This window comes from Kitasatospora sp. NPDC058492 (assembly GCF_042720685.1).
Classification (GTDB): Bacteria; Actinomycetota; Actinomycetes; order Streptomycetales; family Streptomycetaceae; genus Kitasatospora.
Genome location: NZ_JBHXMU010000014.1, coordinates 74,966 through 98,283 on the forward strand (window position 1 = coordinate 74,966; position 23,318 = coordinate 98,283).

At 72.8% G+C, this 23,318-nt stretch carries 14 protein-coding genes and 1 pseudogene; 12 read left to right on the forward strand and 3 right to left on the reverse strand.

Features of this window, described 5'->3' with window-relative positions; genetic code table 11:
* The first annotated feature begins 94 nt into the window (after positions 1-94).
* From ACFWPI_RS12260 to ACFWPI_RS12300, 9 genes and pseudogenes are all read left to right on the forward strand, one after another.
* Positions 95-5,620: an SDR family NAD(P)-dependent oxidoreductase gene (locus tag ACFWPI_RS12260; RefSeq protein WP_380374105.1), complete on the forward strand. Its 5,526-nt coding sequence runs from the start codon at positions 95-97 to the stop codon at positions 5,618-5,620.
* On the forward strand, positions 5,617-8,796 hold the full coding sequence (locus tag ACFWPI_RS12265) for an amino acid adenylation domain-containing protein (RefSeq protein ID WP_380374102.1): 3,180 nt from the start codon (positions 5,617-5,619) through the stop codon (positions 8,794-8,796). The genes ACFWPI_RS12260 and ACFWPI_RS12265 overlap by 4 nt, the downstream gene beginning before the upstream one ends.
* A gap of 74 nt (positions 8,797-8,870) precedes the next feature.
* Positions 8,871-10,691, forward strand: a complete 1,821-nt coding sequence (locus tag ACFWPI_RS12270) for a non-ribosomal peptide synthetase (protein ID WP_380374099.1) — start codon at positions 8,871-8,873, stop codon at positions 10,689-10,691.
* Positions 10,688-11,890, forward strand: a complete 1,203-nt coding sequence (locus tag ACFWPI_RS12275) for an argininosuccinate synthase-related protein (RefSeq protein WP_380374097.1) — start codon at positions 10,688-10,690, stop codon at positions 11,888-11,890. Before ACFWPI_RS12270 ends, ACFWPI_RS12275 begins: the two co-directional genes overlap by 4 nt.
* A 1-nt stretch (position 11,891) precedes the next feature.
* Complete coding sequence (locus ACFWPI_RS12280) at positions 11,892-13,187, forward strand: acetyl-CoA carboxylase biotin carboxylase subunit family protein (protein ID WP_380374095.1); 1,296 nt, start codon at positions 11,892-11,894, stop codon at positions 13,185-13,187.
* 118 nt (positions 13,188-13,305) lie between these two features.
* Positions 13,306-15,843 (forward strand): penicillin acylase family protein, encoded by a 2,538-nt coding sequence (locus tag ACFWPI_RS12285; RefSeq protein WP_380374092.1) that lies wholly within the window; start codon positions 13,306-13,308, stop codon positions 15,841-15,843.
* A 5-nt stretch (positions 15,844-15,848) separates the two neighbouring features.
* Positions 15,849-16,247 (forward strand): hypothetical protein, encoded by a 399-nt coding sequence (locus ACFWPI_RS12290; RefSeq protein WP_380374089.1) that lies wholly within the window; start codon positions 15,849-15,851, stop codon positions 16,245-16,247.
* A 177-nt stretch (positions 16,248-16,424) separates the two neighbouring features.
* Positions 16,425-16,608: pseudogene (locus ACFWPI_RS12295) on the forward strand (transposase); the annotation flags it as partial.
* A 349-nt stretch (positions 16,609-16,957) separates the two neighbouring features.
* Positions 16,958-17,446 (forward strand): GNAT family N-acetyltransferase, encoded by a 489-nt coding sequence (locus tag ACFWPI_RS12300; protein WP_380374086.1) that lies wholly within the window; start codon positions 16,958-16,960, stop codon positions 17,444-17,446.
* A 419-nt stretch (positions 17,447-17,865) separates the two neighbouring features.
* Here the strand turns inward: ACFWPI_RS12300 and ACFWPI_RS12305 are convergent, their stop codons facing one another.
* Positions 17,866-18,909 carry a TIGR02391 family protein gene (locus ACFWPI_RS12305; RefSeq protein WP_380374083.1) on the reverse strand — a complete coding sequence of 348 codons (1,044 nt, stop codon included), beginning with the start codon at positions 18,907-18,909 and terminating at the stop codon, positions 17,866-17,868.
* A gap of 356 nt (positions 18,910-19,265) precedes the next feature.
* Here ACFWPI_RS12305 and ACFWPI_RS12310 point away from each other — a divergent pair, with 356 nt between their 5' ends.
* Positions 19,266-19,433 (forward strand): hypothetical protein, encoded by a 168-nt coding sequence (locus tag ACFWPI_RS12310; RefSeq protein WP_380374080.1) that lies wholly within the window; start codon positions 19,266-19,268, stop codon positions 19,431-19,433.
* 171 nt (positions 19,434-19,604) lie between these two features.
* Here ACFWPI_RS12310 and ACFWPI_RS12315 read toward each other — a convergent pair whose 3' ends face one another.
* Positions 19,605-20,762, reverse strand: coding sequence for a hypothetical protein (locus ACFWPI_RS12315; RefSeq protein WP_380374077.1), 1,158 nt, complete (start codon positions 20,760-20,762; stop codon positions 19,605-19,607).
* Positions 20,763-21,373: 611 nt separating this feature from the next.
* Here ACFWPI_RS12315 and ACFWPI_RS12320 point away from each other — a divergent pair.
* Together ACFWPI_RS12320 and ACFWPI_RS12325 are read left to right on the forward strand one after the other, a co-directional pair.
* On the forward strand, positions 21,374-22,090 hold the full coding sequence (locus ACFWPI_RS12320) for a DUF6193 family natural product biosynthesis protein (RefSeq protein WP_380374074.1): 717 nt from the start codon (positions 21,374-21,376) through the stop codon (positions 22,088-22,090).
* Between the two features lie 114 nt (positions 22,091-22,204).
* Positions 22,205-22,621 carry a hypothetical protein gene (locus tag ACFWPI_RS12325; RefSeq protein WP_380374071.1) on the forward strand — a complete coding sequence of 139 codons (417 nt, stop codon included), beginning with the start codon at positions 22,205-22,207 and terminating at the stop codon, positions 22,619-22,621.
* A gap of 21 nt (positions 22,622-22,642) precedes the next feature.
* Here ACFWPI_RS12325 and ACFWPI_RS12330 read toward each other — a convergent pair whose 3' ends face one another.
* Positions 22,643-23,281, reverse strand: coding sequence for a flavin reductase family protein (locus tag ACFWPI_RS12330; protein WP_380374069.1), 639 nt, complete (start codon positions 23,279-23,281; stop codon positions 22,643-22,645).
* Positions 23,282-23,318: the final 37 nt, after the last annotated feature.

The window sequence follows — 23,318 nt, forward strand, 5'->3', positions numbered from 1 at the left end:
CGGCCGGCGGCCGACACCCCGCACCCCGTGCCGGGTGTCGGCCGCCGGACCCCCGCGAGCCGCGTCGCATCACCACCCATGAGGAGAAAGCCCGATGACCACCCACGCCCCCGGGGGCCCGGCCGCCGCACCGCCGGACCTGCCGGACGCGATCGCCGTGACCGGCCTCGCCTGCCGGTTCCCCGGAGCTCCCGACGCCGGGGCCTTCTGGGCCAACCTGGTCGCGGGCCGCGAGAGCGTCACCTTCCGGAGCCCCGAGGAGCTGGCGGCCCTGGGCGTCCCCGCCGAGCGGCTGGCCGACCCCCGGTTCGTCGGGGCGGGCGGCGTGCTGGAGGGCCTCGCGGAGTTCGACGCCGAGTACTTCGGCATCCCGCCCCGCGACGCCGAGCTGATGGACCCCCAGCACCGGCTGTTCCTGCAGTGCGCGGTCACCGCGCTGGAGGACGCCGGGCAGCTGACCGACGGCGTCGAGGGCGGCGTGGGCGTCTACGCCGCGGCCGGCTTCAACTCCTACCTGACGCACCACCTGCTGCCCAACGCGGCCCACCTGGCCGACCGGGCCGACGTCCAGTGGCTGGCCGCCGGGGACAAGGACTACCTCGCCACCCAGACCTCCTACCGGCTGGGCCTGACCGGCCCGAGCCTGAGCGTGCAGAGCGCCTGCTCCTCCGCCCTGCTCGCGGTCCACCTGGCCGCCGAGGCGCTGCTCAGCGGCGAGTGCGACGTGGCGCTGGCCGGCGCCGTCTCCGCCGGGATCGGCCAGGGACTCGGCTACCTGCACGCCGAGGGCGGGATCCTCTCCGCCGACGGGCACTGCCGCCCCTTCGACGCCGACGCGACCGGCACGGTCTTCGGCAGCGGCGTCGGCGTGGTGGTGCTGAAGCGGCTGGCCGACGCGGTCGCCGACGGCGACACCGTGCGGGCCGTGCTGCTCGGCTCGGCGGTCAACAACGACGGGAACCGCAAGGTCGGCTTCACCGCGCCGAGCCTGGACGGACAGGTCCGGGTCGTCTCGGCGGCCCAGTCCGTGGCCGGGGTCACGCCCGGCGAGGTCTCCTGCATCGAGGCGCACGGCACCGGCACCGCGCTCGGCGACCGGATCGAACTCGCCGCACTGGGCCGGGTGTTCGCGGACGCCCCGGACTCCCGACGGGTGCTCGGCGCGGTCAAGTCGAACGTCGGCCACCTGGACACCTGCGCCGGGATGGCCGGGCTGATCAAGACGGTGCTCGCGCTCCAGCACCGCACGCTGCTGCCGACCGTGCACTTCGAGAGCCCCAGCCCCGAGCTGGCCCCGGGCCTGTTCCGGGTGCTGACCGAGGCCGAGCCGTGGTCCGGCCGCGACGGCGCCCGGATCGCGGGCGTCAGCTCCTTCGGCATCGGCGGCACCAACGCCCACCTGATCCTCCAGGACGCGCCGCCGCTGCCCGCCGCGCCCGCCGCCGAGCCGGCGCAGTGGGAGCTGCTGCCGCTGTCCGCCAGGAGCGAGCGGGCGCTCGACCGGGCCGCCGAGCGGATCGGCGCGGCGCTGGCCGGCCCCGGTGCGCCCGACGCGGGCGATGCCGCGTTCACCCTCCAGACCAGGCGGCGCCAGCACCCGTGGCGGCGCGCCGTCCTGACCGGTCGTTCGGGCGAGGCGTCCCCCGCCGCCCAGGCCGTCCAGGCCGTCGGGACCGGCCAGAAGGTCGCCTTCCTCTACCCCGGGCAGGGGGCCGGCCACCCCGGCATGGCGGCCGAGCCGTACCGCGCCGAGCCGCTCTTCCGCGCCGCGCTCGACCGCTGCCTGGACGCCCTGCGGCCGTGGACCACGGCGCCGCTGCGCGAGCTGCTGCTCGACCCGGCCCACCCGGACCTGTTCGACCGGACCGAGACCGCCCAGCCGGCCCTGTTCGCGGTGGAGTACGCGCTCACCGCGTGGTGGACGGGGCTCGGCATCCGACCGGTCGCACTCGCCGGGCACAGCGTCGGCGAGTTCGCGGCCGCCTGCGCCGCCGGCGTCTTCGACCTGCCCGGCGCCGCCCGGCTGGTGGCCGAACGCGGCCGGCTGATGGGCACCATGGCGCCCGGCGCGATGCTCAGCGTCCCGCTGCCCGAGCCGGAGCTGCGCGCCCTGCTGGACGACCCGGCCGGGCCGGAGCTGGCCGCCGTCAACGCGCCCGACCGCTGCGTGGTGGCCGGCGCCCCCGAGGCGGTCGCGCGGCTCGCCGAACGGCTGGCCGCGCGCGGCGTGGCCGCCCGGCAGCTGGCCGTGCGGCACGCCTTCCACTCCCGGGACGCCGAACCGCTGCTGGAGGAGTTCGCCCGGCTGGTCGCCACCGTGCCCGTCCAGGCGCCCGCCGTGCCGCTCGTCTCCGGCCTGACCGGGCGTGAGCTCACCGCCGAGGAGGCCGCGTCGCCGCAGTACTGGGCGCGCCAGCTGCGGCACACCGTCCGCTTCGCCGACGCGCTCGCCGCGCTGCCGGGCGACGGCCCGCTGCTGGAGCTCGGCCCCGGCCGGGGCCTGAGCGGCTTCGCCGTACGGACCCTGGGCGCCGGGCGCCCCGCGCTGCCCGCCCTCGGCGGCGCCGCGCCCGCCCCGGACCAGCCGCCGGCCCGGCTCACCGCGCTGGCCCGACTGTGGGAGCGGGGCGCCGAGGTCGACTGGTCCGCCCTCGGCGAGCGGGCCGGGCGCCGGCACGTCTCGCTGCCGGGCTACCCGTTCGAGCCCACCCGGCACTGGTTCGAGCCCGCCGCCGCCGAGCCCACCGCCACCACCCTCCAAAGCCCCGCCGCCTCCGCGCAGGTTTCCGACGGTGCGAGCGGCGTGGACGACTGGCTGCACGTCGTGTCCTGGACGCAGGCGCTGCCGCCGTCCGGCACCGGCCCGCTCCCGTCGTCGGTGCTCCTGCTCGCCGACGAGTCCGGCCTCGCCGAGGCCGTCGCCGGAGAGCTCGCCGCCGCCGGCGCCCAGGTCAGCCTGGTCCGCGCCCGCGCCGGGGCGCCCACCGGGCTCACGCTCGACGCCCCCTTCACGCTCGACGCCGACGACCCCGCCGCCTTCCCCGCGCTGGCCGCCGCCCTGGCCGCGCGCGGCACCGCACCGGACGCCGTCCTCTCCTGCTGGGCCCTGGACACCCCGCCGCTGCACCGGGCCACCCCGGGCGAGGCGGCCGACGGCGCGCTGCGCGCCCTCACCGTCCCGGTCCAGCTGGCCCGGGCCCTGGGCGAGGCGTTCCCCGGCCGGCCGCTGCGGATGCTGCTGGTCACCGACGCCGCCCACGGGGTGCACGGGCAGCCCGCCCGCACCCCGCAGGCCGCCGCCGGGCTGGGCGCGGTGCGGGTGCTGCCGCAGGAGCTGCCCGGCGTCACCGTCCAGGCCCTCGACCTGGACTGCCCGACCCGGGAGCCCGAGGAACTGGCCCTGGCGGCGCAGACCGTGGTGGCGCAGCTGCGCGCCGGGCGCGCTGCGGCGCCGCTGACCGCCGTCCGCGGCCGGGCGCACCTGGTGCCGGCCCCGGAGCGTCCCGTCCTCACCGACCCGGCCGGGCCGCAGCCCGCCGCGCCGTCCGGCGTGTGGCTGGTCACCGGCGGCCTGGGCGGGATCGGTCTGGCCGTGGCCGGCCACCTCGCCGAGGACGCCGGCCGGACGCTCGTCCTGCTCACCCGCCGTGCCGTCCCCGACGGCGCCGGCTGGCGGAGCCTGCGCCCCGAGGGCGCGGCGCCCGCCGCGAGCTGCCCGCCGGAGCTGGCCGAGGCCCTCGCCGGGCTGACGGCGCACGGCGCCCGGCTCTGCCTCGTCCAGGCGGACGTCACCGACGAGGCCGCGCTCGGCGCCGCGCTCGACCGGGTCCGGGCCGCGTACGGCCCGATCGCCGGGGTGGTGCACGCCGCCGGGGTGCCCGGCGGCGGTGTCACCGCGCTGCGCAGCGCCGGGGAGATGGCGCGGGTGCTCGCCCCCAAGGTGCTCGGCACCGTCCTGCTGGAGCGGCTGACGGCCGTGGACCGGCCGGTGCTGGTGCTCTGCTCCTCGGTGCTGGCGGTCACCGGTGCGGTCGGCCAGGCCGACTACACCGGCGCCAACGCCTTCCTGGACAGCTTCGCCGCCGGCACCCGGGCCGCCGTGTCGATCGGCTGGGACCGCTGGTCGCAGACCGGCATGGCAGTGCGGTCCGGCCTGCACGACTGGCTCGACGGCGGCGAGGTGCTCGACCACGCCCTGTTCGACGCCCGCCGGGCGGAGCCGGACGGGACGGTGGAGCTGCGGCTGCGCCGCACCGACCAGAGCGTCTGGCCGGCCGAGGAGCACCGGATCGGCGACGTCCCGGTCCTGCCCGGCACCGCGCTGCTCGAACTCGCCGTCGCCGGGCACCGGTTGGCGGTCGGGGACGGGCCGGTCGAGCTGGACGCGGTCTTCACCCACCCGCTGCGGATGCCCGCCGACGCCCCGCCCGAGGTCACCCTGCGGCTGCGTCCGGCGCCCGACGGCGGGCACCTGTGGGAGGTCCGCTCCACCGCCGTGCCGTCCAGGCCGCACGCCCAGGGCCGGATCGCACCGTACGGGGGCGGCTCCCCCGAGCGCCTGGACCTCGACGGCCTCGCGGCCCGCTGCGCCCCGGTGCCGCAGGTCGCGGTGCCCTCCGCCGCCGGGGAGCAGCCCGGCGGCGCCAGCGGCCTGCGCACCGGGCCGCGCTGGGAGAGCGTCACCGAGGTCCGCGAGGACGGGCGCGGCGAGGCGATGCTGCGGCTGCGCCTGCCCGAGGCGTTCCACGGCGACCTGGCCGCGCACCCGCTGCACCCCGCGCTGCTGGACACCGCCACCGGCGCCGTCACCGCCCGCACCGGCAGCCACCTGCCGGTCGCCTACCGCCGCCTGGTGGTGCTCGGCCCGCTCGGCCCCGAAGCCGTGGTTCGGGTCGACCGCCGCTCCGGTGACGCCGGGGCGGGCGACACGCTGGTCGTCGACGTGGTCGTCGCCGGGCCGGACGGCACTGCGGCCGTGCTCGTCGAGGGCTTCGTGCTGCGCCCGGCCCCGGCCGCCCCCGGCCCGGGCTCTCCTGGCCCGGACGTTCCCGGCCCAGACGCGGAAGACGGCATCCCGACCCGGGAGGGCCTGCTGGCCTTCGACCGGATCCTGGCCAACCGTCACCTCCCGCACGTGCTGGTCAGCCCCCGCGCGGCCGGGCCGGCCGCGCCCGTCCCGGCCGCATCGCAGGCCGCACCCTCCACGCCGCAGGCCGCCCCGGCGACCGGCCCCGAGGGGCTGGAGGAGCAGATCTCCGCGGTCTGGTCCCGGCTGCTCGGCGTCCCCCGGATCGGCCCCGAGGACAGCATCTTCGAACTCGGCGGCGACTCCCTGCTGATCGTCCAGATCACCGCCGAACTCCAGCGGCAGGGCCTGACCGTCTCCCCCGGCGACCTCTTCGCCCACCCCACCGTCGGACAGCTCGCCGCCCGGCTGCGCGCGGACCGCGCGCCCGCCGCCGAGCCGGCGTCCGACACCCCCGCCCCGCCCACCGCTCCCACCGAGCCCGATCCGGCCCCCGCGAAGGGGTCGGGCGAGGCGTTCTCGGACGCGGACCTCAGCGAAGACGACCTGGCCCGGGTATTCGCCCTGTTCCGGTCAGGAGAGGACACCAAGTGAACGACATCGAGGACATCTACCCGCTCTCGCCGACCCAGGAGGGGATGCTCTTCCACAGCACCACCTCCCCCGAGCACGGCCTGTACGTCGAGCTGACCACCTTCCGGGTGCGCGGCGAACTGGACCTGGCCGAGCTGGGCGCCGCCTGGCAGCGCGCGATCGCCCGGCACCCGGTGCTGCGCACGGCCTTCGTCCGCGAGCGGATCCGCACCCCGCACCAGGTGGTGCTGCCCAAGGCGGACCTGCCGATCGAGTTCCGCGACCTGTCCGGGCTGGACGAGCCGGCCCGGGAGCGCGCCGTCGCCGAGGAGCTGGAGCAGCGCGCCCGCGAGCGCTTCGACCTGGCCCGGCCGCCGCTGATGCGGCTGCTGGTACTGCGCCTGCCCGACGAGCACCTGGTGGTGTGGACGTACCACCACCTGCTGCTGGACGGCTGGTCCGCCGCGCTGCTGCTGGCCGAGGTCACCGCCGGACTCTCCGGTGACGCCGCCGAGGCGCCCGCGCCGCCCGCCTTCCGCGAGTACATCGCCTGGCTGGGCCGTCAGGAGGCCGAGCGCGACCGCGCGTTCTGGACCGGCTACCTGGCGGGCTACCGCGAGCCGGCGACGCTGAGCCTGCCGGGCGTGCGCCCGGGCGCCAAGCCGTCCGGCGACTTCCGCACGGTGCGGGCCGAGCTGCCCGCCGAGACCGTCACCGCGCTGCGGCGGCTGGCCGCCGGCAAGGCGACCACGCTCAGCAGCCTGGTCGAGGCCGCCTGGGCGGGGACGGTCGCGCGCTGCTCCGGCCGCGACGACGTGGTGGTCGGCGTGACCGTCTCGGGCCGCCCCGTCGACCTGGACCGGGCGGACCAGATGCTCGGGATGTTCATCAACACCGTCCCGGTGCGGGTGCGGATCGACCGGGAGCTGCCCGGCGACGAGTGGCTCGCTCGCCACGCCGCGACCCGCCACCCGCTGCTGGACCACCAGCACACCCCGCTGACCGACATCCAGCGCTGGGCCGACACCGCGCCCGGCGTACCGCTGTTCGACACCGTCGTGGTGGTCGAGAACTACCCGGACCGCACCGAGGCGGTGCTCTCCCACGGCGCGGTCACGGTCAGCGACGTCCGCTACGAGACCCGGACCAACTACCCGGTCACCCTGGTCGTGCGGGCCGCCGCCGAGATGCAGCTCCAGGCGGTGGTGGACGCCGGGCGGATCACCCCGGAGGAGACCGCCGCGCTGCTCGACCACGTCGTCGCGGTGCTGACCCGCATCGCCGCGCAGCCCGGCCGCCCGGTCCGGGAGCTGCTGGCCGTCCCCGAGGCGGCCCGCGCCCGCCAGCTCGACACCTGGAACGGCAGCGAGATCGACCGCGGCGAGCCGTCGGCCCTGCTGTCCGGGCTGATCGACGACGCGGTCCGCAGCCGCCCGGACCACCCGGCGGTGGTCGACCAGCAGACCCGGTACAGCTACCGCGAGCTCGACCGGCGGGCCGACGCCCTGGCCCGGCAGCTGGCCGCGCGCGGCGTACGCGCCGGCGACCGGGTGGGCGTCTGCCTGGGCCGCAGCGCCGACCTGGTGACCGCGATGCTGGCCGTCGCCCGGGCCGGGGCCGCGTTCGTCCCGCTCGACCCGGCCCACCCGGTGGAGCGGATCGGCCTCGTCCTGGCGGACGCGGCCCCGGCCGTGGTGCTCACTGACGCGACCGGCGCGCCCGCGCTGGCCGGCTGGGACGGCGCCGCCGTCGACCTGGCCTCCCTGGACCTGGCCGCCGCCGACCTGACGCTCCAGGAGACCGCCCAGCTGCCGGGCGCCGCCCCGGACGGCCTCGCGTACCTGATGTTCACCTCCGGCTCCACCGGCCGCCCCAAGGGCGTCGCCGTCGGCCACCGGGCGCTGGCGAACCTGGTGGACAGCCTGGCCCGCCGTCACCCCGGCCTCGACGGCGACACCCGCTTCCTCGCCCTCACCACGCTCAGCTTCGACACCTCGCTGGCCGAGCTGCTGGTGCCGCTCGCCGTCGGCGCGACGGTGCACGTGGGCGGCCAGGCGCTCGGGCTGAGCGGCCGCGAACTCGACCGCTACAGCGTCGAGCACGGCATCACCGCGCTCCAGGCCACCCCGTCCCGCTACCGGGCGCTGCTGGACTCCGACTGGCAGGGCGCCGGCCGGCCCCGGCTCTACAGCTGCGGCGAGGCCTTCCCCGCGGACCTGGCGGCGCCGCTGGCCGAGCGCGGCGAGTCGGTGTGGAACATGTACGGGCCGACCGAGACCACCGTGTACTCCAGCGTCGAGCGGATCACCGCCGACACCACCCGGGTCACCGTCGGCCGCCCGATCGCCAACACCGTGCTGCACGTGCTGGACACCGTGGACGGCGAACTGCTGCCGGTCGGCTGTGTCGGCGAGCTGTGCATCGGCGGCGACGGCGTCGCCCAGGGCTACTGGCAGCGGCCCGAGCTGACGGCCGAGCGGTTCGTCACCGACCCGTTCACGGGCGGCCGGATGTACCGCACCGGCGACCACGCCCGCCGCCTGCCCGACGGGCGGATCGAGCTGCTCGGCCGGATGGACCGCCAGCTCAAGCTGCGCGGCTACCGGATCGAGCCCGGCGAGATCGAGCAGGTCCTGCTGGCCCTGCCCGAGGTGGCGGCCGCCGCGGTCGCCGTCCGGGAGGGCCGCCTGGTCGCCTGGGTGGTGCCCGCCGACCGGGGCGCCCCGCTCGACGCCGCCGGCGTCCAGGCCGGGCTGCGGCGCTCGCTGCCCTCGTACATGGTCCCCGAGGCGGTCACCGTCCTCGCCGAACTGCCGCTCACCCCGGCCGGCAAGACCGACCTGCTCGCCCTGCCCACCCCGGCCGGGTTCGCCGACGAGGCCGCGCCGACCGGCGGGCCGAGCGGCACGGCGGACCACGAGGCGCTGGTGGCCCGGCTGTTCCGCGAGGTCCTGGCCCTGCCCGAGGTCGGCTTGGACGACGACTTCTTCGAGCTGGGCGGCGACTCGCTGCGCGCCCTGCGACTGGTCTCCCGGCTGGAGGCGGAACTCGGCTGCTCGCTCGACATCGAGCTGCTCTTCGACTCCTCCACGGTCCGCGACCTCACCGCGGCCATCGGCCCGGCCCTGGCCGCCGACGCCGACGCTTCGGGCTCCGACACCCCGGGCTCCGACGCCTTGGCCGACGCCGACCAGTGAACCAACCGGCGTCCCGGCCGGCCCCGGCCGCCGGGACGCCCCTGCACCGACCACACCGATTGGACACAACCTCCATGGCTAGCTCTACGGCCACGATTCTCGACGACGGCGAACGACGGCTCGACACCCTGCTGCTCTCCCGCTGGGAGGCCGATCCGGCGCAGCCCGCCGTGGTCGACGGCGACCGGGTCCTGCTCGCGGGCGAGCTCAGGGACCGCACCGTGCGGGTCGCCTCGCTGCTGCGCGAGCGGGGGGTGCGCCCGGGCGAGCGGGTCGCGGTCTACCTGGAGCGCTCGGCCGACTTCGTGGTCGCCGTGGCCGGGGTGATCCTGGCCGGCGCCGCCCAGGTCGCCTTCGACGTCAACGACCCGGTCGCCCGCACCCTCGACATGCTGGCCGACTGCACGCCCCGGCTGCTGATCACCACCCCCGAACTGCGCTCCCGCTTCCCCGAGTTGCCGGGCACCGAGATCGTCACCGTCGACGAGTGCGCGGCGGCCCGCCCGGCCGTCCCGTTCGAGCCGGCGGCCGACCTCGCCGAGCAGCCCGCGGTCGTCATCTACACCTCCGGCTCCACCGGCCGGCCCAAGGCCTCGCTGATCCCGCACCGCGCGGTGACCACCCGCCTGCGGGCGCTCCAGCGCGGCCACGGACTCGGCCCGGACGACCGGATGCTGCACCACACCGCGTGCAGCTTCGACATGTTCCTGATCGAGGTGTACTGGCCGCTGATCACCGGCACCACCATCGTCATCGCCGCCCCCGGCCGCCAGCGCGACGCCGACTACCTCGCCGAGACCATCCGCGCGGCCGACATCACCATCTTCTACTGCGTGGTCTCGCTGCTGGAGCTGTTCCTGCTGGCCCGCGGGCCCGAGGAGCGCTTCGACGGCCTGCGGCGCGTCCTCACCGGCGGCGAGCCGCTCGCGCCCGAGCTGGTCCGCCGCTTCCACGCCCAGTCCACCGCGCCGCTCACCAACCTCTACGGGCCGAGCGAGTGCACCATCTACTGCACCGCCTGGGTGCCCCCGCGCGACCCCGGCCTGGACACCGTCTACATCGGCCCGGCCATCGAGGACACCACCCTGTGGATCCTCGACGAGGACGGCAAGCCCGTGCCGGACGGCGAGCCCGGCGAGCTCTACATCGGCGGCGAGGGCCTCGCCCTCGGCTACCTCAACCGGCCCGAGCTCACCGCGGAGCGCTTCGTCCCGGACCACCTCGGCGACGGCCCCGGCCCGCTCTACCGCTCGGGCGACCTGGTCCGTACCCACCCGGTGGGCGGCCTGGAGTTCCTGGGCCGGGTCGACCTCCAGGTGAAGATCCGCGGCTACCGGATCGAACTGGGCGAGATCGAGTCCGCCGCCCTGCGGGTGCCCGAGGTCCGGCAGGCGGCCATGGTGGCCCACGGCCGCGGCAGCGACGCCCGGCTGGTCGGCTTCCTGGTGCTCGCACCCGGCGCCGAGCCCGCGAGCGTCACCGCCGCCGTGCGCGAGACGCTGCGCGGCGCCCTGCCCTCGTACATGGTCCCGGCGTCGCTGGCCGCCGTCGACTCGATGCCGCTGACCGCCAACGGCAAGCTGGACCGCGCCCTGCTGACCGAACGGGCCGGGGCCGTCCTGCCCACCGTCACCGACGAACCGCAAGCACCGCCCGGCGACAGCGTGGCCGCCACCGTCTCCACGGTCTGGTGCGAGGTCCTCGGACTGCCCGCCATCGGCCCGGACGACGACTTCTTCGAGATCGGCGGGGACTCCTTCAAGGTGGTCCGCGCCACCCGCAGGCTGGAGGCGCTGCTCGGCGTCGAGGTCCCGATGCACCTGATGTACGACGAGCCCACGGTGACGGCCTTCACCGCCGCCCTGGCCGAGCAGGGAACGGAGGGATCGCGGTGACTCCCCAGGTCGTCCGTTCCTTCGGCGAGCTCGACGCGATCGCCCGCGATCCGTCGGCCCCCGTCGTCACCCTGTTCAGCGGCGGGCTGGACAGCAGCTACCTGCTGCACCGCCTGGCCCGGGCCGGCGCCCGCAACGTCCACGCCGTCAGCGTCGACCTCGGCGAGGACGAGAGCAGCGAGCACAAGCAGCGGATCGCCGACCGGCTCGGCATCCGGCTGCACCTGGTCGACGGCCGGCAGGAGTTCGCCGAGGACTACGTCCGCCCGGCCATCGCCGCGCACGCCGTCTACCTCGACACCCACCCGGTCAGCTCCTCGCTCAGCCGCCCGCTGATCGCCAAGGTCGCCGTCGACACCGCCCGCGAACTCGGCGCCACCACCGTGCTGCACACCGCCAACCGCTCCCAGAACACCCTGCGCCGGCTCAACGGCGCCCTCGAACTGCTCGGCTTCGCCGGGCGCTACGGCAGCCCGTACGACCTGGACCCGGTGGACCGGGACCAGAAGATGCGCGAGCTCAAGGAAGCCGGCCTGGAGCAGCTGAGCGAGCGGCTGGTCAGCGGCGACTCCAACCTGTGGTGCCGGGAGTTCGAGTCCGGGATCCTCGACGACCCCGAGGACCACGCCGTGCCCGAGCGGCTCTACCAGTGGAGCGCGCTGCGCCCCGCCGAGGCCCCGGAGGCCGTCGAGGTCGCGTTCGAGGCGGGCCGTCCGGTCGCGGTGGACGGCCGCCGGCTGCCGCTGACCGAGCTGATCGACACCCTCAACCGCCTGGTCGGCGCGCACGGCCTCGGCCGGTACAGCGGGCTCGAACACCTGGGCCACGGCCCGAAGGTGCTGGAGATCCGCGAGATGCCCGCCGCCTGGCTGCTGCTGCGCTCGCGCCGCCACCTGGAGACGGCCACCCTCTCCGCCGAGCTGCTGCGGGAGAAGCTGAACCAGGAGCAGCTGTGGGTCCGCGAGGCGCTGGAGGGCCGCTGGTTCGGCGAACTGCGCCGGGCCAGCCAGGCGTTCATCGAGGTCTGCTCGGCGCCCGTCACCGGCTCGGTGCGGTGGCGGCTCTCGGCGGGCTCGGCCGAGACCCGGGCCATCGTCGCCGACCGGCCGCTCTACCTGCGCGACCGGGAGGCCTGGGAGCACCGCTCCGTCGCCGCCGAGCGCGCGGCGTTCAGCCCGAACCAGCCGCAGGAGCGCTGACATGGGCGGCTCGAACCCGGCGCCCCCTTCGTCCCCGGCGTCCCTTTCTCCCCCGGTGCTGCTGGTCGTCTACGGCCGGGGCTCGGCCACCGCGCGCGGGGTCCTGACCGCCGGGCGGCGGCTGTGCACGGCGGTCTTCCTCGGCGACCTCGGCGACCCGAAGGTGGCCGCCGACCTGGCCCAGCTGCCGAAGTCGGCCACCGTGGTGGACACGGCCGGCCTGACCGAGGAGCAACTGTGCGACCGGGCCGCCGAGTTCGGCGCCGCCGGAGTGATCACCTTCAGTGACCACCTGCTCCGGACGGCGGCCGCCGTGGCCGCGCGGTGCGGCCTGCCGTTCCACGACCGGGCCACCGTCGAGGTCCTGGTCGACAAGTTCCGCCAGCGCGAGGCCCTGGCGGCGGCGGGCGTACAGGCCACCGCCTGCCGGACGGTCCACTCCGCCACCGACCTCGGCCCGGCCCTCGCCGCGACCGGGCTGCCCGCCGTCCTCAAGCCCCGCTCGGGGGCCGGCAGCGTGGACACCTGCCTGGTCCGCAGCGCCGCCGAACTGGCCGACCGGTACGCCGAGTTCACCGAGGGCGTGGCGAGCCCGGCGGTGTTCGTGCTGGAGGAGTACCTGGTCAGCGACCCCACCGTGGTGGGGGAGTTCTGGGGCGACTACGTCTCGGTCGAGTCCGCGATCCGCGACGGCGAGATCCGCACCGTCGCGGTCACCGGCAAGCTGCCACTGGCTCCCCCGTTCCGGGAGACCGGCTACTTCACCCCGGCCCTGCTCCCCGCCGGCCTGGCCGACGAGGTCGTGGCCCTGGAGCAGCGCGCGCTGCGGGCGCTCGGCATCCGCGAGGGCGTCACCCACACCGAGATCAAGTTCACCCCCGACGGGCCGCGGCTGATCGAGGTCAACGGCCGCCTGGGCGGGCACGTCTCGGACGTCCTCAAGCGCTCCGCCGGGACGGACCTGCTCGTCCTCGCCCTCCAACTGGCACTCGGCGCGTTCGACCCGCCCGAGCCGGTGCTCGCCCTGGGCACAGGCTGCCCGAAGGTGGCGTTCCAGTACTTCATCTCCCCGCCCGCCGACGGCCTCGCCCCCGGCCCCGCCGAGGTGCTCGACGGCCTCCAGCACCTCCCCGGGGTGGACCTGGTGGACGCCCGGATCGACCCGTCCTGGCGGGCCGACTGGCGGGCCGGCACCGAGTGGCTGATCGGCACGGTCTACGGCTCCGCCCCCGGACACCCCGAGCTCCGGGCCACCGTCGAGGGCATCCACCGCACGATGGCCGACTTCTGGTCCTGACGGTCCTGAGCCCCGGCCCCGGTATCTACCCTCCTCGTCCCGCCCCACCGCACCCGCCCAACCTCGCACCCCTGGAGTCAACTTGCCGCGGCGCATACGCACAGCCACCCACGCGGCGGTGGCAGCCGTAGTCTCCGCCCTGGTCCTCGCGCTGCTCGCGCTGGGCATCGGGCCCATCCCGGCCCTCGGAACCGCCCTCGTCCCCGGGGCCGGGGCGTGGGACTCCGCCGCCGGCGCCGAACTCCCGCACACCGAGACCCTCACCCTGGCGGGCCTGAACGCGCCGGTCACGGTCGCCTTCGACGACAACGGCGTCCCCGCCGTCAAGGCCGCCTCCGACACCGACCTGTTCCAGGCCCAGGGCTACCTGCACGCCCGCTTCCGGCTCGCCCAGCTCGACCTGGAGCGGCGCGCCGGGCGCGGACGCCTGGCGGAACTCAACGGGCCCGGGAGCGTCGAGTCCGACCGCTTCGAACTCCAGATGGGACTCCTGCGCACCGCCGAGGCCACCTGGGCCGCCACCCCACCCGACAGCCCGGCCGGCCGCGCCCTCACCAGCTACACCCGGGGAATCAACGCCTGGATCTCCGAGCTGCGCCACAACGGGCAGTGGCCGGCGATCTTCTCCCTCACCGGGGTCTACCCGGCCGACTGGACCCCGGTCGACAGCCTGGTCATCCAGGAACTCCTCACCCAGAGCATGGACTTCACCAGCACCCCGCTGGACTACGCGATCTTCCGGGAGTCCCTCGGCGAGGAGCGCACCATGGACTGGTTCCCGGTCCACGCGCCCAACGACCAGCGGCCGTACGACGTCGGGCCGTACCGCGACCTCGGCATCGCGCCGCTGCCCGCGAACGTCAACACCGCCGGGCCCGACGGCCAAGCCGCCGCCAACCGGTCGGAGCCCCGCCCCGCGCCCGTCGCCCCCACCGGGAAGCCCGACCCCGCCGGGGAGGCGACCGCGGCCCACGCCCTGCTGGACACCATCCGCGCGCTCCCGGCCACCCAGGTCCACACCTTCCCGGACAGCAACGCCTGGGCGGCGAACGGCCCGGCCGTCGCCGGCGGCAACGCGATGCTCGCCGGCGACCCGCACCTGCCGATGACCCTGCCCTCGTACTGGTACCAGATCGCGCTGTCCTCGCCGGAGACCGACGTCACCGGCGCCAGCATGGCCGGCATGCCCGGCGTGCTGATCGGCCGCAACGCCAACATCTCCTGGTCCCTGACGGACGGGCAGAACCAGTCGACGGTCTTCTACAGCGAGCAGACCAGCCCCGACCACCCCGGCCAGTACTTCTGGAACAACGCGTGGCACCCGATGCAGCGGGTGGAGTACACCATCCCGGTCCGGGGCGGCGACACCGAACACCTCGCCGTGGACCTCACCGTGCACGGGCCGGTCCTGACCAGGGCCGGGCAGACCACCTCGGTCAGCTGGATGGGCAACATCCCCTCCCCCGACCTGGCCGTCCTGCTCTCCGTCAACAAGGCCCGCGACTACCAGGAGTTCCGCACCGCGCTCGCCGACTGGCACGCCCCCACGCTCAACTTCGCCTACGCCGACGGTGGCGGCAACATCGGCGTGGTCGCCGCCGGGTACTTCCCCCTCACCAAGGGCGGCAACCCCTGGTTCCCGATGCCCGGCACCGGCGAGTACGACGTGGTCGGCGCCATCCCCTTCGACGCCACCCCGCAGGTCCACAACCCGCCGAACCACGTGGTCGCGACGGCCAACCAGCGCCCCGTCTCCGCCGACTACCCGTACTACATCGGCACCACGCTCAACGCCTTCGACAACGGCTACCGGGCCAACCGGATCTACCAGTACCTGGAGAGCCACCAGGCGATGACCAGCGCGGACTTCGCCACCCTGCAGAACGACGTCACGGACTACCTCGCCACCGTCATCCTGCCGCACCTGAAGACCGCCCTGGCCGACCAGAAGCTCGACCCCCGCCAACAGGCCGCCCTCGACGTCCTGAACCGCTGGGACCACACCATGAAACCCGGCGTCGCCGGCGGGCCGATCTGGTGGACCTTCTGGAACGACTACCTGGAGACCACCTTCCAGCCCTGGTGGGACCACGCCAAGGTGCCGGTCGAACGCGACCGCCTGTACCTCAAGGTCTCCAGCGCACTGCCCAGCCTCGACGAGAACCTCGAAGCCTGGACCCTGCACGACCCGACCAACCCGGCCTTCACCTCCCCCGGCGGCCCGACCCGCACCGCGACGGACGCCATGCGCACCGCGTTCACCCAGGCCGTCTCCGAACTGTCCCAGGACCTCGGCAACGACCCCGACACCTGGACCTGGGACCGCGTCCACACCCGGCAGATCCCCTCCCTCACCGGCGCCGAAGCCCTCGGCTACGGCCCCAAACCCGCCGAGGGCGACCGCTGGACGGTCAACGCGGCCGACGGCGGCATGAACTCCACCTTCGGCCCGAGCTGGCGCATGGTCGTCGACTGGAAGGGCCCGGACACCGCCACCGCGCAGGCCGTCTACCCCGGCGGCCAGAGCGAGAACCCGGCCTCACCCTGGTACCGGAACTTCATCCCCTACTGGTGGGAGGGCCGGAACCCGCCGCTCCTGATGGCCGCCGACCAACCCGCCTCCACCAAGGTGTGGACCCTGCGACCGGGAGCCTGACCACCATGACGCAACAACACCCCTCCCCCACCCTCCTCCCCCTCCTCCTCACCCTCACTGCCACCACCGTCATAGCCCTCGGCTCCCTCTGGTCCCTCTGGTACCTCCCCTTCCTCTGCGGCCTCGCCCTCGGCACCACCACCGCCCTGCGCGGCCAACGAGCCCGCACCGCCGTCCTCACCGCCACCACAGCCGCCCTCGCCGGCTGGGCCGTCCCCCTCCTCTGGCGCACCGCCACCGGCGAAGCCGTAGCCGGCACCGCCCGCACCCTCGCCGCCCTCGCCGGCCTCCCGGCCCTGGCCTCCCTGATGATCACCGCCACCCTCCTGATCAGCCTCCTCCAAGCCCTCCTAGGCGTCTGGCTAGCCCGCACCACCACCGCCACCCTCCGCCCCACCCCCTGACCCCACCCCCCCCCACCAAGGCAAACGACGGCCCGGCCCGCTCAGCGGCCCGGGCCATCGCCGTTCCGTGCACTCAGAGGACGTTCTGAGCCAGTATGACTGTCTTGTGGTCACCTGATTGTGTGGGCTGGGGCGATTCAGGCCGGTCGCGCGGCTTGGTCCTGCTGGGCTGTTCGGGTGAGTGACCGCAAGCCATACAAGAGTGACTTGTCCGATGAGCGATGGGCGATGGGCGTTGATCGAGCCGGTGATCTCGGCGTGGAAGGCCGACCATCCGTCTCCGACGGGGCATCAGGGCCGCTACGAGATGCGGGAGATCGTCAACGCGATCCTGTACCAGGGCAGGACCGGCTGCCAGTGGGTGCCGAAGAACATCGAGAGCACCCGGCACAAGCTCAAGCGCCTGGTCAGCCTCGGCGTCCTCACCGAGCCCGAACCCGGCTTGTTCGCCCAGCACCGCCCGACCAACGCCGTCATGCCGCGCCACCAGCCCACCCTGACCAAGCCGACGGTTGAATCGGGCCTGCGCCCCGCCCACGGACGTCACCGTGCTGCCCCGGGACGCCCCGAACCTCGCCGACGCCCGGCCCCAGTCGCGAGCGCAAGGCCTTCCGGCTGACGTCGGGGCTGGCCTGAAACCCCTTGGACGGCAACGGGACCGGCTTGCTGAAATAGGAGACGGCCGCTGTTGGAGTCGAAGGGATGCGGCGGTGACCGAGATCAGGCTGCACCTGTCGGTACGCGGCCTCACTGACGCGAACCTGCCGTCCTGTAGCTGGGCTGGTTCCCCCAAACACGTGCGCGAGCTCGTCCACCAGATCCGCCGCGCCGAGGCGGGCGAGATCGACTACCTGGCGGTGTGCACGCCGGTCGGGCTCCCGGTGGCGGTCGGCGGCATCGACTACACGGTCAAGCCCGGCGCCGGCACGCTCTGGCAACTCGGTGTCCACCCGGCCCTGCAGTCCTGCGGGATCGGCACGCTGCTTATCCGCTCCGCCGAGCAGCGGATCGGCGCCCGGGGCCTGACCCGCGCCGAACTCGGCGTCGAGGAGAGCAACCCGCGCGCCCACGCCCTTTACGAACGCCTGGGCTACCAGGCCTTCGGCCGCTCGCTCGACTCCTGGGACGTGGAGGCCGAGGACGGCTCGCTCCAGCGGTACGAGACGATGTGCACGCTGATGCGCAAGGACCTGGCGTGACACTGGATTTCGCGGCGTTCGTCGCCTGGGGCGAGGACCTGCTACTGATGCGGCCCCACCCGAACTCCCCGGCCACCAGCCCTCCTGACCCGGGCCAATAGCCGAATCGGGCAAAGCGGCTCAGAACGTCCTCTCAGGCCCACCGCAACCACGGCCAGGGCAGGCACCTGGCCGACCAAGCGGTGGATCGACGGCACCAACCTCTGGGACGCCCTGGAACCCGCCCACCGCGGCGCCGCCACCCCGCCACCCGCCGCTCGATCCTGACGGCCGCCGCCGAAGCCATCGAAGCACCCGCCGACCCCGAGCAGCACCCGTCTTCGCACTCGCTCACCAAGTTGTTCCACATCGCCCCTCACCGGTCCTGTCCATAGAGCCATCGGCCAGGCCATGCAGGAAGCGACCGTTCGGCGGCTGGCTCACGAGGTCGTGGTAATCCCTCGCTGAGCAGCGAGATCTAGGCGACGGAGCAGAAGGCTTCCAAAGGCAATCGCCTCGTACGATTCGGATTCTTCTTCCTCGGGAGGGCTGCCATGCGCTCGCGGATTACGCAATCCAGCCATAGCCCCCATAAAAAGGAACTTGAAACCAGCTTGCTCACTCTGTCCGGACATTCCATTGGCTCGCCGCACATCGATCCCTTGAATCGGATCCGAGAACGCCTTAGCCATCAAGGACTGCCCCGACTCGGAAAGCTCCCCAGTTACATTTTGTACGCGGAATTCAATATGCCGAAAGACGGCTAGAACAGCTTGCGCAAAGTGCCCATCGCTCCACAGCGACCCCACCACGGAAATAATCTCCGGATGCAACCCATCCAGATCCCTCCTCTGACGCAAGGAGTGGTAATTTTCGATGAAATTCCTCCTCCGGAGCCAATAATCCCGAAAGTCCTGAGCGCCAGCAAAGAATCGGACCCTGCTGTCCACGGACATATGCGCCGGGACAATAACCTCCCGACCTCCTCTTCTTACAGCATCAGTACACCAGGGCTCGGAGCGCACAACATCCATCAAAAAATCCACGGGATCCCTAAATTCTAGACCACGGCATGCGGCCGCGACATCGCTGCTTTCCAAGGGACTAAAGCTGATGCGTTCAGAGCTCCAACGCGCTGCATCCTTCTCCTTCCTCACAGCCTCTCGTAAAATCTGCAAAAATAGCAATAGCACTCCATCCGATCCTGCACAATTAGCAACCCCCACCAGAGTCAGACGGACTTCATCAATCGACGAGACCTTAGCGCCTGCCCCATCGGGGATTCCCTCAACTAGCCCATCGGGTAATCCGGCAACCACAGAGCGGAGCGAATTGCCAGACTTCTGGAACAAGCGGTTCAATTTTTTAGAGCTTGGCCAGCGCCCCCTCGCTTTATGTGCGGTAAAGATTTCCTGCAGAAGCAGGCTTTCAGGTTCACTATTGACTCGGGGAAAGTCGTCAGTCCGCTCACTCGAACTTGCCACCTGTCGAACACCTCCAGCTACGTTTGAGATACGTCCAATTCCACCTGCGGCCGATCAAGCTCAAGAAACGGATCAGAATCATCCGGGATCCCATGGGCTTTCAGACACTGGTGTAGTGCTGACCCACCCTGGGTGTCCTTCAGTTCTCCGACATCGCACGGCTCTTCGAGTGCGGTCACCTCAGCCAGCAGGTGCTGAGGCCCGCCCCTCTCGGACCAAGGCCCACCGGAAGCGCCGACCCGCGAAACAACTACTACATCAACGCCCTCGCCCGCGACCAGCTCGGCCCCTACCAGCTGGGCAGACGAAGGCCCGGACCGGTTCACCGGACCGGGCCCTCTGCGATTTCGGTGGCGGTGCCCGCCGAGACCGTACACGCCCGGTTCAGCCACTGGGCCACGGTGGAGCAGGTGGACGCCGACAGCTGCCGGTTGTTGCTCTCGACCGACTCGCTGGACTGGCCAGCGATGATGCTCGGCGCCCTCCAGACCGACTTCCGCGTGGTGCGGCCCCCGAACTTCTGAATCACCTGGAGCCCTGCGCCGCCCTGTTCATCCGGATGGCGGCAGCGACCCGGGCGGGCGAGGGCTTCCACGGGTGAGCCGAGCGCCGGCTCACCCGGCCGACGGGTGTGCGGCGCGGGAAGCCCCGGCGGGTGGCCCCGGCAGCCGTCGCAGGGGTCACCCGCCGCGCGGTCAGATCAGTGCGCGGGCCCGGCGCTCCCAGTCCGCGATCCGGGTCATCGCGCCACTGACCTGCTTGACCGCGGCCGAGATGTCCCGGCCGGGCACCCGCAGCTCTCGGCTCATCTTCGCCACCCACCGCATGCCAACCTCGACCTCGCCGAGCACGCCGAGCACCTCGTGGGTGGACTCGGCGATGCTGACCATCTGCTCCAGGAAACCGGTCGGCGAACCGGTGCGCTGCTCGGGCGGCATCGCCGCTATGACGTCGAACGCCGTCTGGACCGCCGCATCCATCTCCACCATCTGCCCGGCGAAACGGGTACACACCTCCCGGAGAGCGGAGGCCGGCTCGGCCATCACCTTCCCCAGTTCGGTCATCGCCGGCAGCCACGCGCTCATCGGTGCCCCGGGCTGGGAGGCCCGCTCCATCAGGGGACCGATCTGCAGGACGGATTCGGTGATCGCCGCCATGAACCCGGCAATCGCCTCCGAGGTCACGACCATCGCCTCCATCTGCTCCTCCACCCGCGCGAACCGGTCGAACAGCCCGGGGGCCTCCGGGTCGTCCGGCTCCGCCTCGACCACAGCCGACACCGGCGCCGCCGGCAGCCCGAACAGGATCCGGGCCGCGGTCAGCGGCTCGAACCCGTTGTGCAGGGCACCCTCTAGCGCGATCTCCAGGTCCCGCCGCGCCCTGACCAGCCCGCTCCGACTGCGCTTGAACATAATCGTCCGGATTAGCGAGAGGTCGAACGGCAGCTGCCCGTGCTCGCCGATGTGGATGACGGGCTTGCCGGTCAGGTGCCTGATCCCGAGCTCATAAGTCACATTGGCATTGCCCCCGGTGAGGTCGGCAATCACGATGTCGTCCTGCAGCACGTGACGGCAGATCTGCTCAGTGATCTCGCCCGAGTCGGCAATCCCGTCCGCTCGGACCGGGACGATGCCGTGCCTGGCGCAGGCGGGCAGGATCACGTTCTCGTAGATCTCCAGGTTCTCCTCGAACGCCAGGAGCTCCGGACTCCCGTCCGGCGCGTGCTCGTTGCCGATGGGCGCGATGACGAAGGTCCTCTCGTCTGCCTCAAACCGGGCAGCGGCCTCGAACCGAACCTGTTCACGAAACGCCCGCCGCTCAGCGGTCAGGCCCCCACCCTGCGCGTACCGCATACCTCCGGCATACCGCAGGGATCACTACCTGTCACCACCCGACAACCAAACGAAAACCTCAGTAGCCGGCTCCCGTACGAACTGGTACGACGCGAAGAAAACCCGACCTGCCTCGGCATGCCCGGCATAAGCGCGATGAAGCAGACAGGTCAGGTCATCCACCGAATCGCCAGCCGTGAAACGTCGCACCACGACGCGCGCGTAGAGGGCCTGCGGTTCGGGCATATCGGCTGATCGCGATGTCACACCAACAAGTGTCGGCCGGTAGCTGGCGTCCGGCATGTCGATGGCCCAGCTGAACGACCCCTTGACTTGTGGAGGCCGATCTCCGCCCCGAGCCGGCCCCTGGTCAGAACCAAATTCAGACTCTCGACGGCCTCGTTCAGGGAAGCCACCGCGAGTATCTGATGAACTGCCAGGCTTTTCATATGGCCAGCAAGAACAAATGGCGACACGGACGAGGCCGTCCCATCCCCCTGAAGTGAGCTTGCTCCGGCACAACAGCCCTCTCCGCACCCACTGTGCGTCCGTCGACGGCACGACCAGACTCACGATCCGATGATCAGAAAGAAACGGCCACCAGGCGGTATCGATACGGGCAGACTGGGGTGATGAACTCCGGGACAGGGCTTGGCGAGGGTGGCTGGGACGATGACGGGGCCCTCCAGGCTGCGCTGGGGCGTACGGCCGAGGAACTCGGGCTCGCCCTGCCCGAGTTGGACGGGCAGTGGCGTCGCCTCGCGGAGTACGTCGACGCGGGGAGCGGCCGGCGCGTGATGGTGTATCCGCCTGGCGGGCGGCGGCGGACCTGCCAGGTGATCCTCCACCTCAACGGCACGCCCCTGGCCTGTGGGTGGACCTCGGACCTGGCGAAGGTGGTCAGGGCGACGGCGGCGTGGACGGGCGGCGCGGGGCTTGAGGAGACCCGGGCGCGCGCCTCGTTCGTCCGGTTCAGGCCCTGGGCCCTCGCCCACGAGCGGGAGCCGTTCGGTGCCGTCGAGTTGACGTGGCTCGTCAAGCTCGACCGCGTCCACAACCCGCCGTACAAGCGGCATCCGCGCGCCCACGCGCTGCTGGCGGCGGCGTACGCCCAGCCGGTGCTCCGGCAGCTGATGCCGGTCAACAGCCACTTCAACTTCTGGTTCTCCACCAGTGTCGAGGAGTTCTGGAGGAGGAAGGCCGGGATCGGGTACGTCATCTGCCCGTACGACGAGGGGCTGTACGGGGTATGGAACGACGGCGAGCTGCTCGCGCGCACCGAGACGCCGGAGGAAGCCGTCGCCCTTGTGGTGGCCGCCCTCCCGGAGGGGATCGGGCCGGCGCGCTGAAGCGACGCGGGGGAGCGCGGGCGGCGCATGGGGCTTTCGCAGCACGGGAAGTCGGACCGGCCGACTTCCCGTGCAGAGGGCGAGATCCGTCCGACGCTCCTTTAAGATCCCACGGTGAAGATCTGGACGGAGCGCCCTGCCAAAGCCGACGTCGAAGCAGTCGTCTGTCGCTACTTCAGTCTGCTCCGAACCGAGCGGATCCCCGAGGCCGTGGAACTCGTCGATCACGCCTCGGTCCGGCATGTGCTCAAGTCACTATGGGCCGGCTCGGTCGAGGCGCACGCCGACGAGGACGCCGACGAGGGCGAGGACAAGGACGAGACAAACGGCAGCCCTGCTGCCGACGGGTGGGACCAGGACTTGTCCTGGCTCCGCGAACTCGATCTCGCGGACTTCCACTGGGGCCACGAAGGCACCGGTTTCTACGTCGAGATCACCTACCGCGCGCAGATCATCGAGGTGTCATTGAGCTTCTGGGTCAAGCCCACCGACGCCGGCTGGGTCCTCTCGGGGCCGGCCACCCTCTGGTAGGAGGACGAACAAAAGAGCAGTTCAGACGGTCGCCGACTGGAGCTGGTGCGGCATGTTCCAGCCCTCGGCGAGCCTCGACGGGTGAACGTTGTCTCCCCCGCCGAAGAACTCGCAGAACTTCATGATCAGCGGGTCCCAGCCGAGCGGGTCCACGTAGTGCGTCCCGGGGATGACGAGGTCCTCCTCGACATGGGCGCGAAGGACCTCGACCTCGAAGGCGGTGGCGTGCGGCTCGGGACCGCCGAAGGGGTGGGCCGAGACGACCTTGCACTCCAGCTGGACCGGGCATTCCGCGACCCTGGGGGCCCTGACCAGGTCCGACGCCTGTTCGGTCAGCTGCGCGACCGAGAACTTGTCCGGCTCGTACCGGTAGCCCTGCTTCACCTTGTAGTCCGCCACGGTCGGCTTCCCGGTGGTGAGCGCGATCCGGTCGACGGCATCGACCATCGCCGACGAGGGCAGGTTGAGCACGCACTCGCCTTCTCGCAGCAGGTTCGCGGTGGTCTGACCGTTGTTGCCGAGACCGAGCATGCAGGACTGGCCCAGCCACCACACCGAGGACATCGGCGCGAGGTTCGCCGTGCCGTCATCGTTGAGTGAGCTGATCAGCACCACCGGAGTTCCGAAGTACAGGACCTTGAGCCCAGGGACGACGTGCATGCGCTGTGCCTTTCGCGAAGTGCCAGACGAGCAGGTC

Excerpts from the sequence above, each read along its gene's own strand:
- ACFWPI_RS12260 (WP_380374105.1), top strand. The coding sequence starts at position 95 with ATGACCACCCACGCCCCCGGGGGCCCGGCCGCCGCACCGCCGGACCTG.
- ACFWPI_RS12270 (WP_380374099.1), top strand. The coding sequence starts at position 8,871 with ATGGCTAGCTCTACGGCCACGATTCTCGACGACGGCGAACGACGGCTC.
- ACFWPI_RS12280 (WP_380374095.1), top strand. The coding sequence starts at position 11,892 with ATGGGCGGCTCGAACCCGGCGCCCCCTTCGTCCCCGGCGTCCCTTTCT.
- ACFWPI_RS12290 (WP_380374089.1), top strand. The coding sequence starts at position 15,849 with ATGACGCAACAACACCCCTCCCCCACCCTCCTCCCCCTCCTCCTCACC.
- ACFWPI_RS12315 (WP_380374077.1), bottom strand. The coding sequence starts at position 20,762 with ATGCGGTACGCGCAGGGTGGGGGCCTGACCGCTGAGCGGCGGGCGTTT.
- ACFWPI_RS12320 (WP_380374074.1), top strand. The coding sequence starts at position 21,374 with ATGAACTCCGGGACAGGGCTTGGCGAGGGTGGCTGGGACGATGACGGG.
- ACFWPI_RS12330 (WP_380374069.1), bottom strand. The coding sequence starts at position 23,281 with ATGCACGTCGTCCCTGGGCTCAAGGTCCTGTACTTCGGAACTCCGGTG.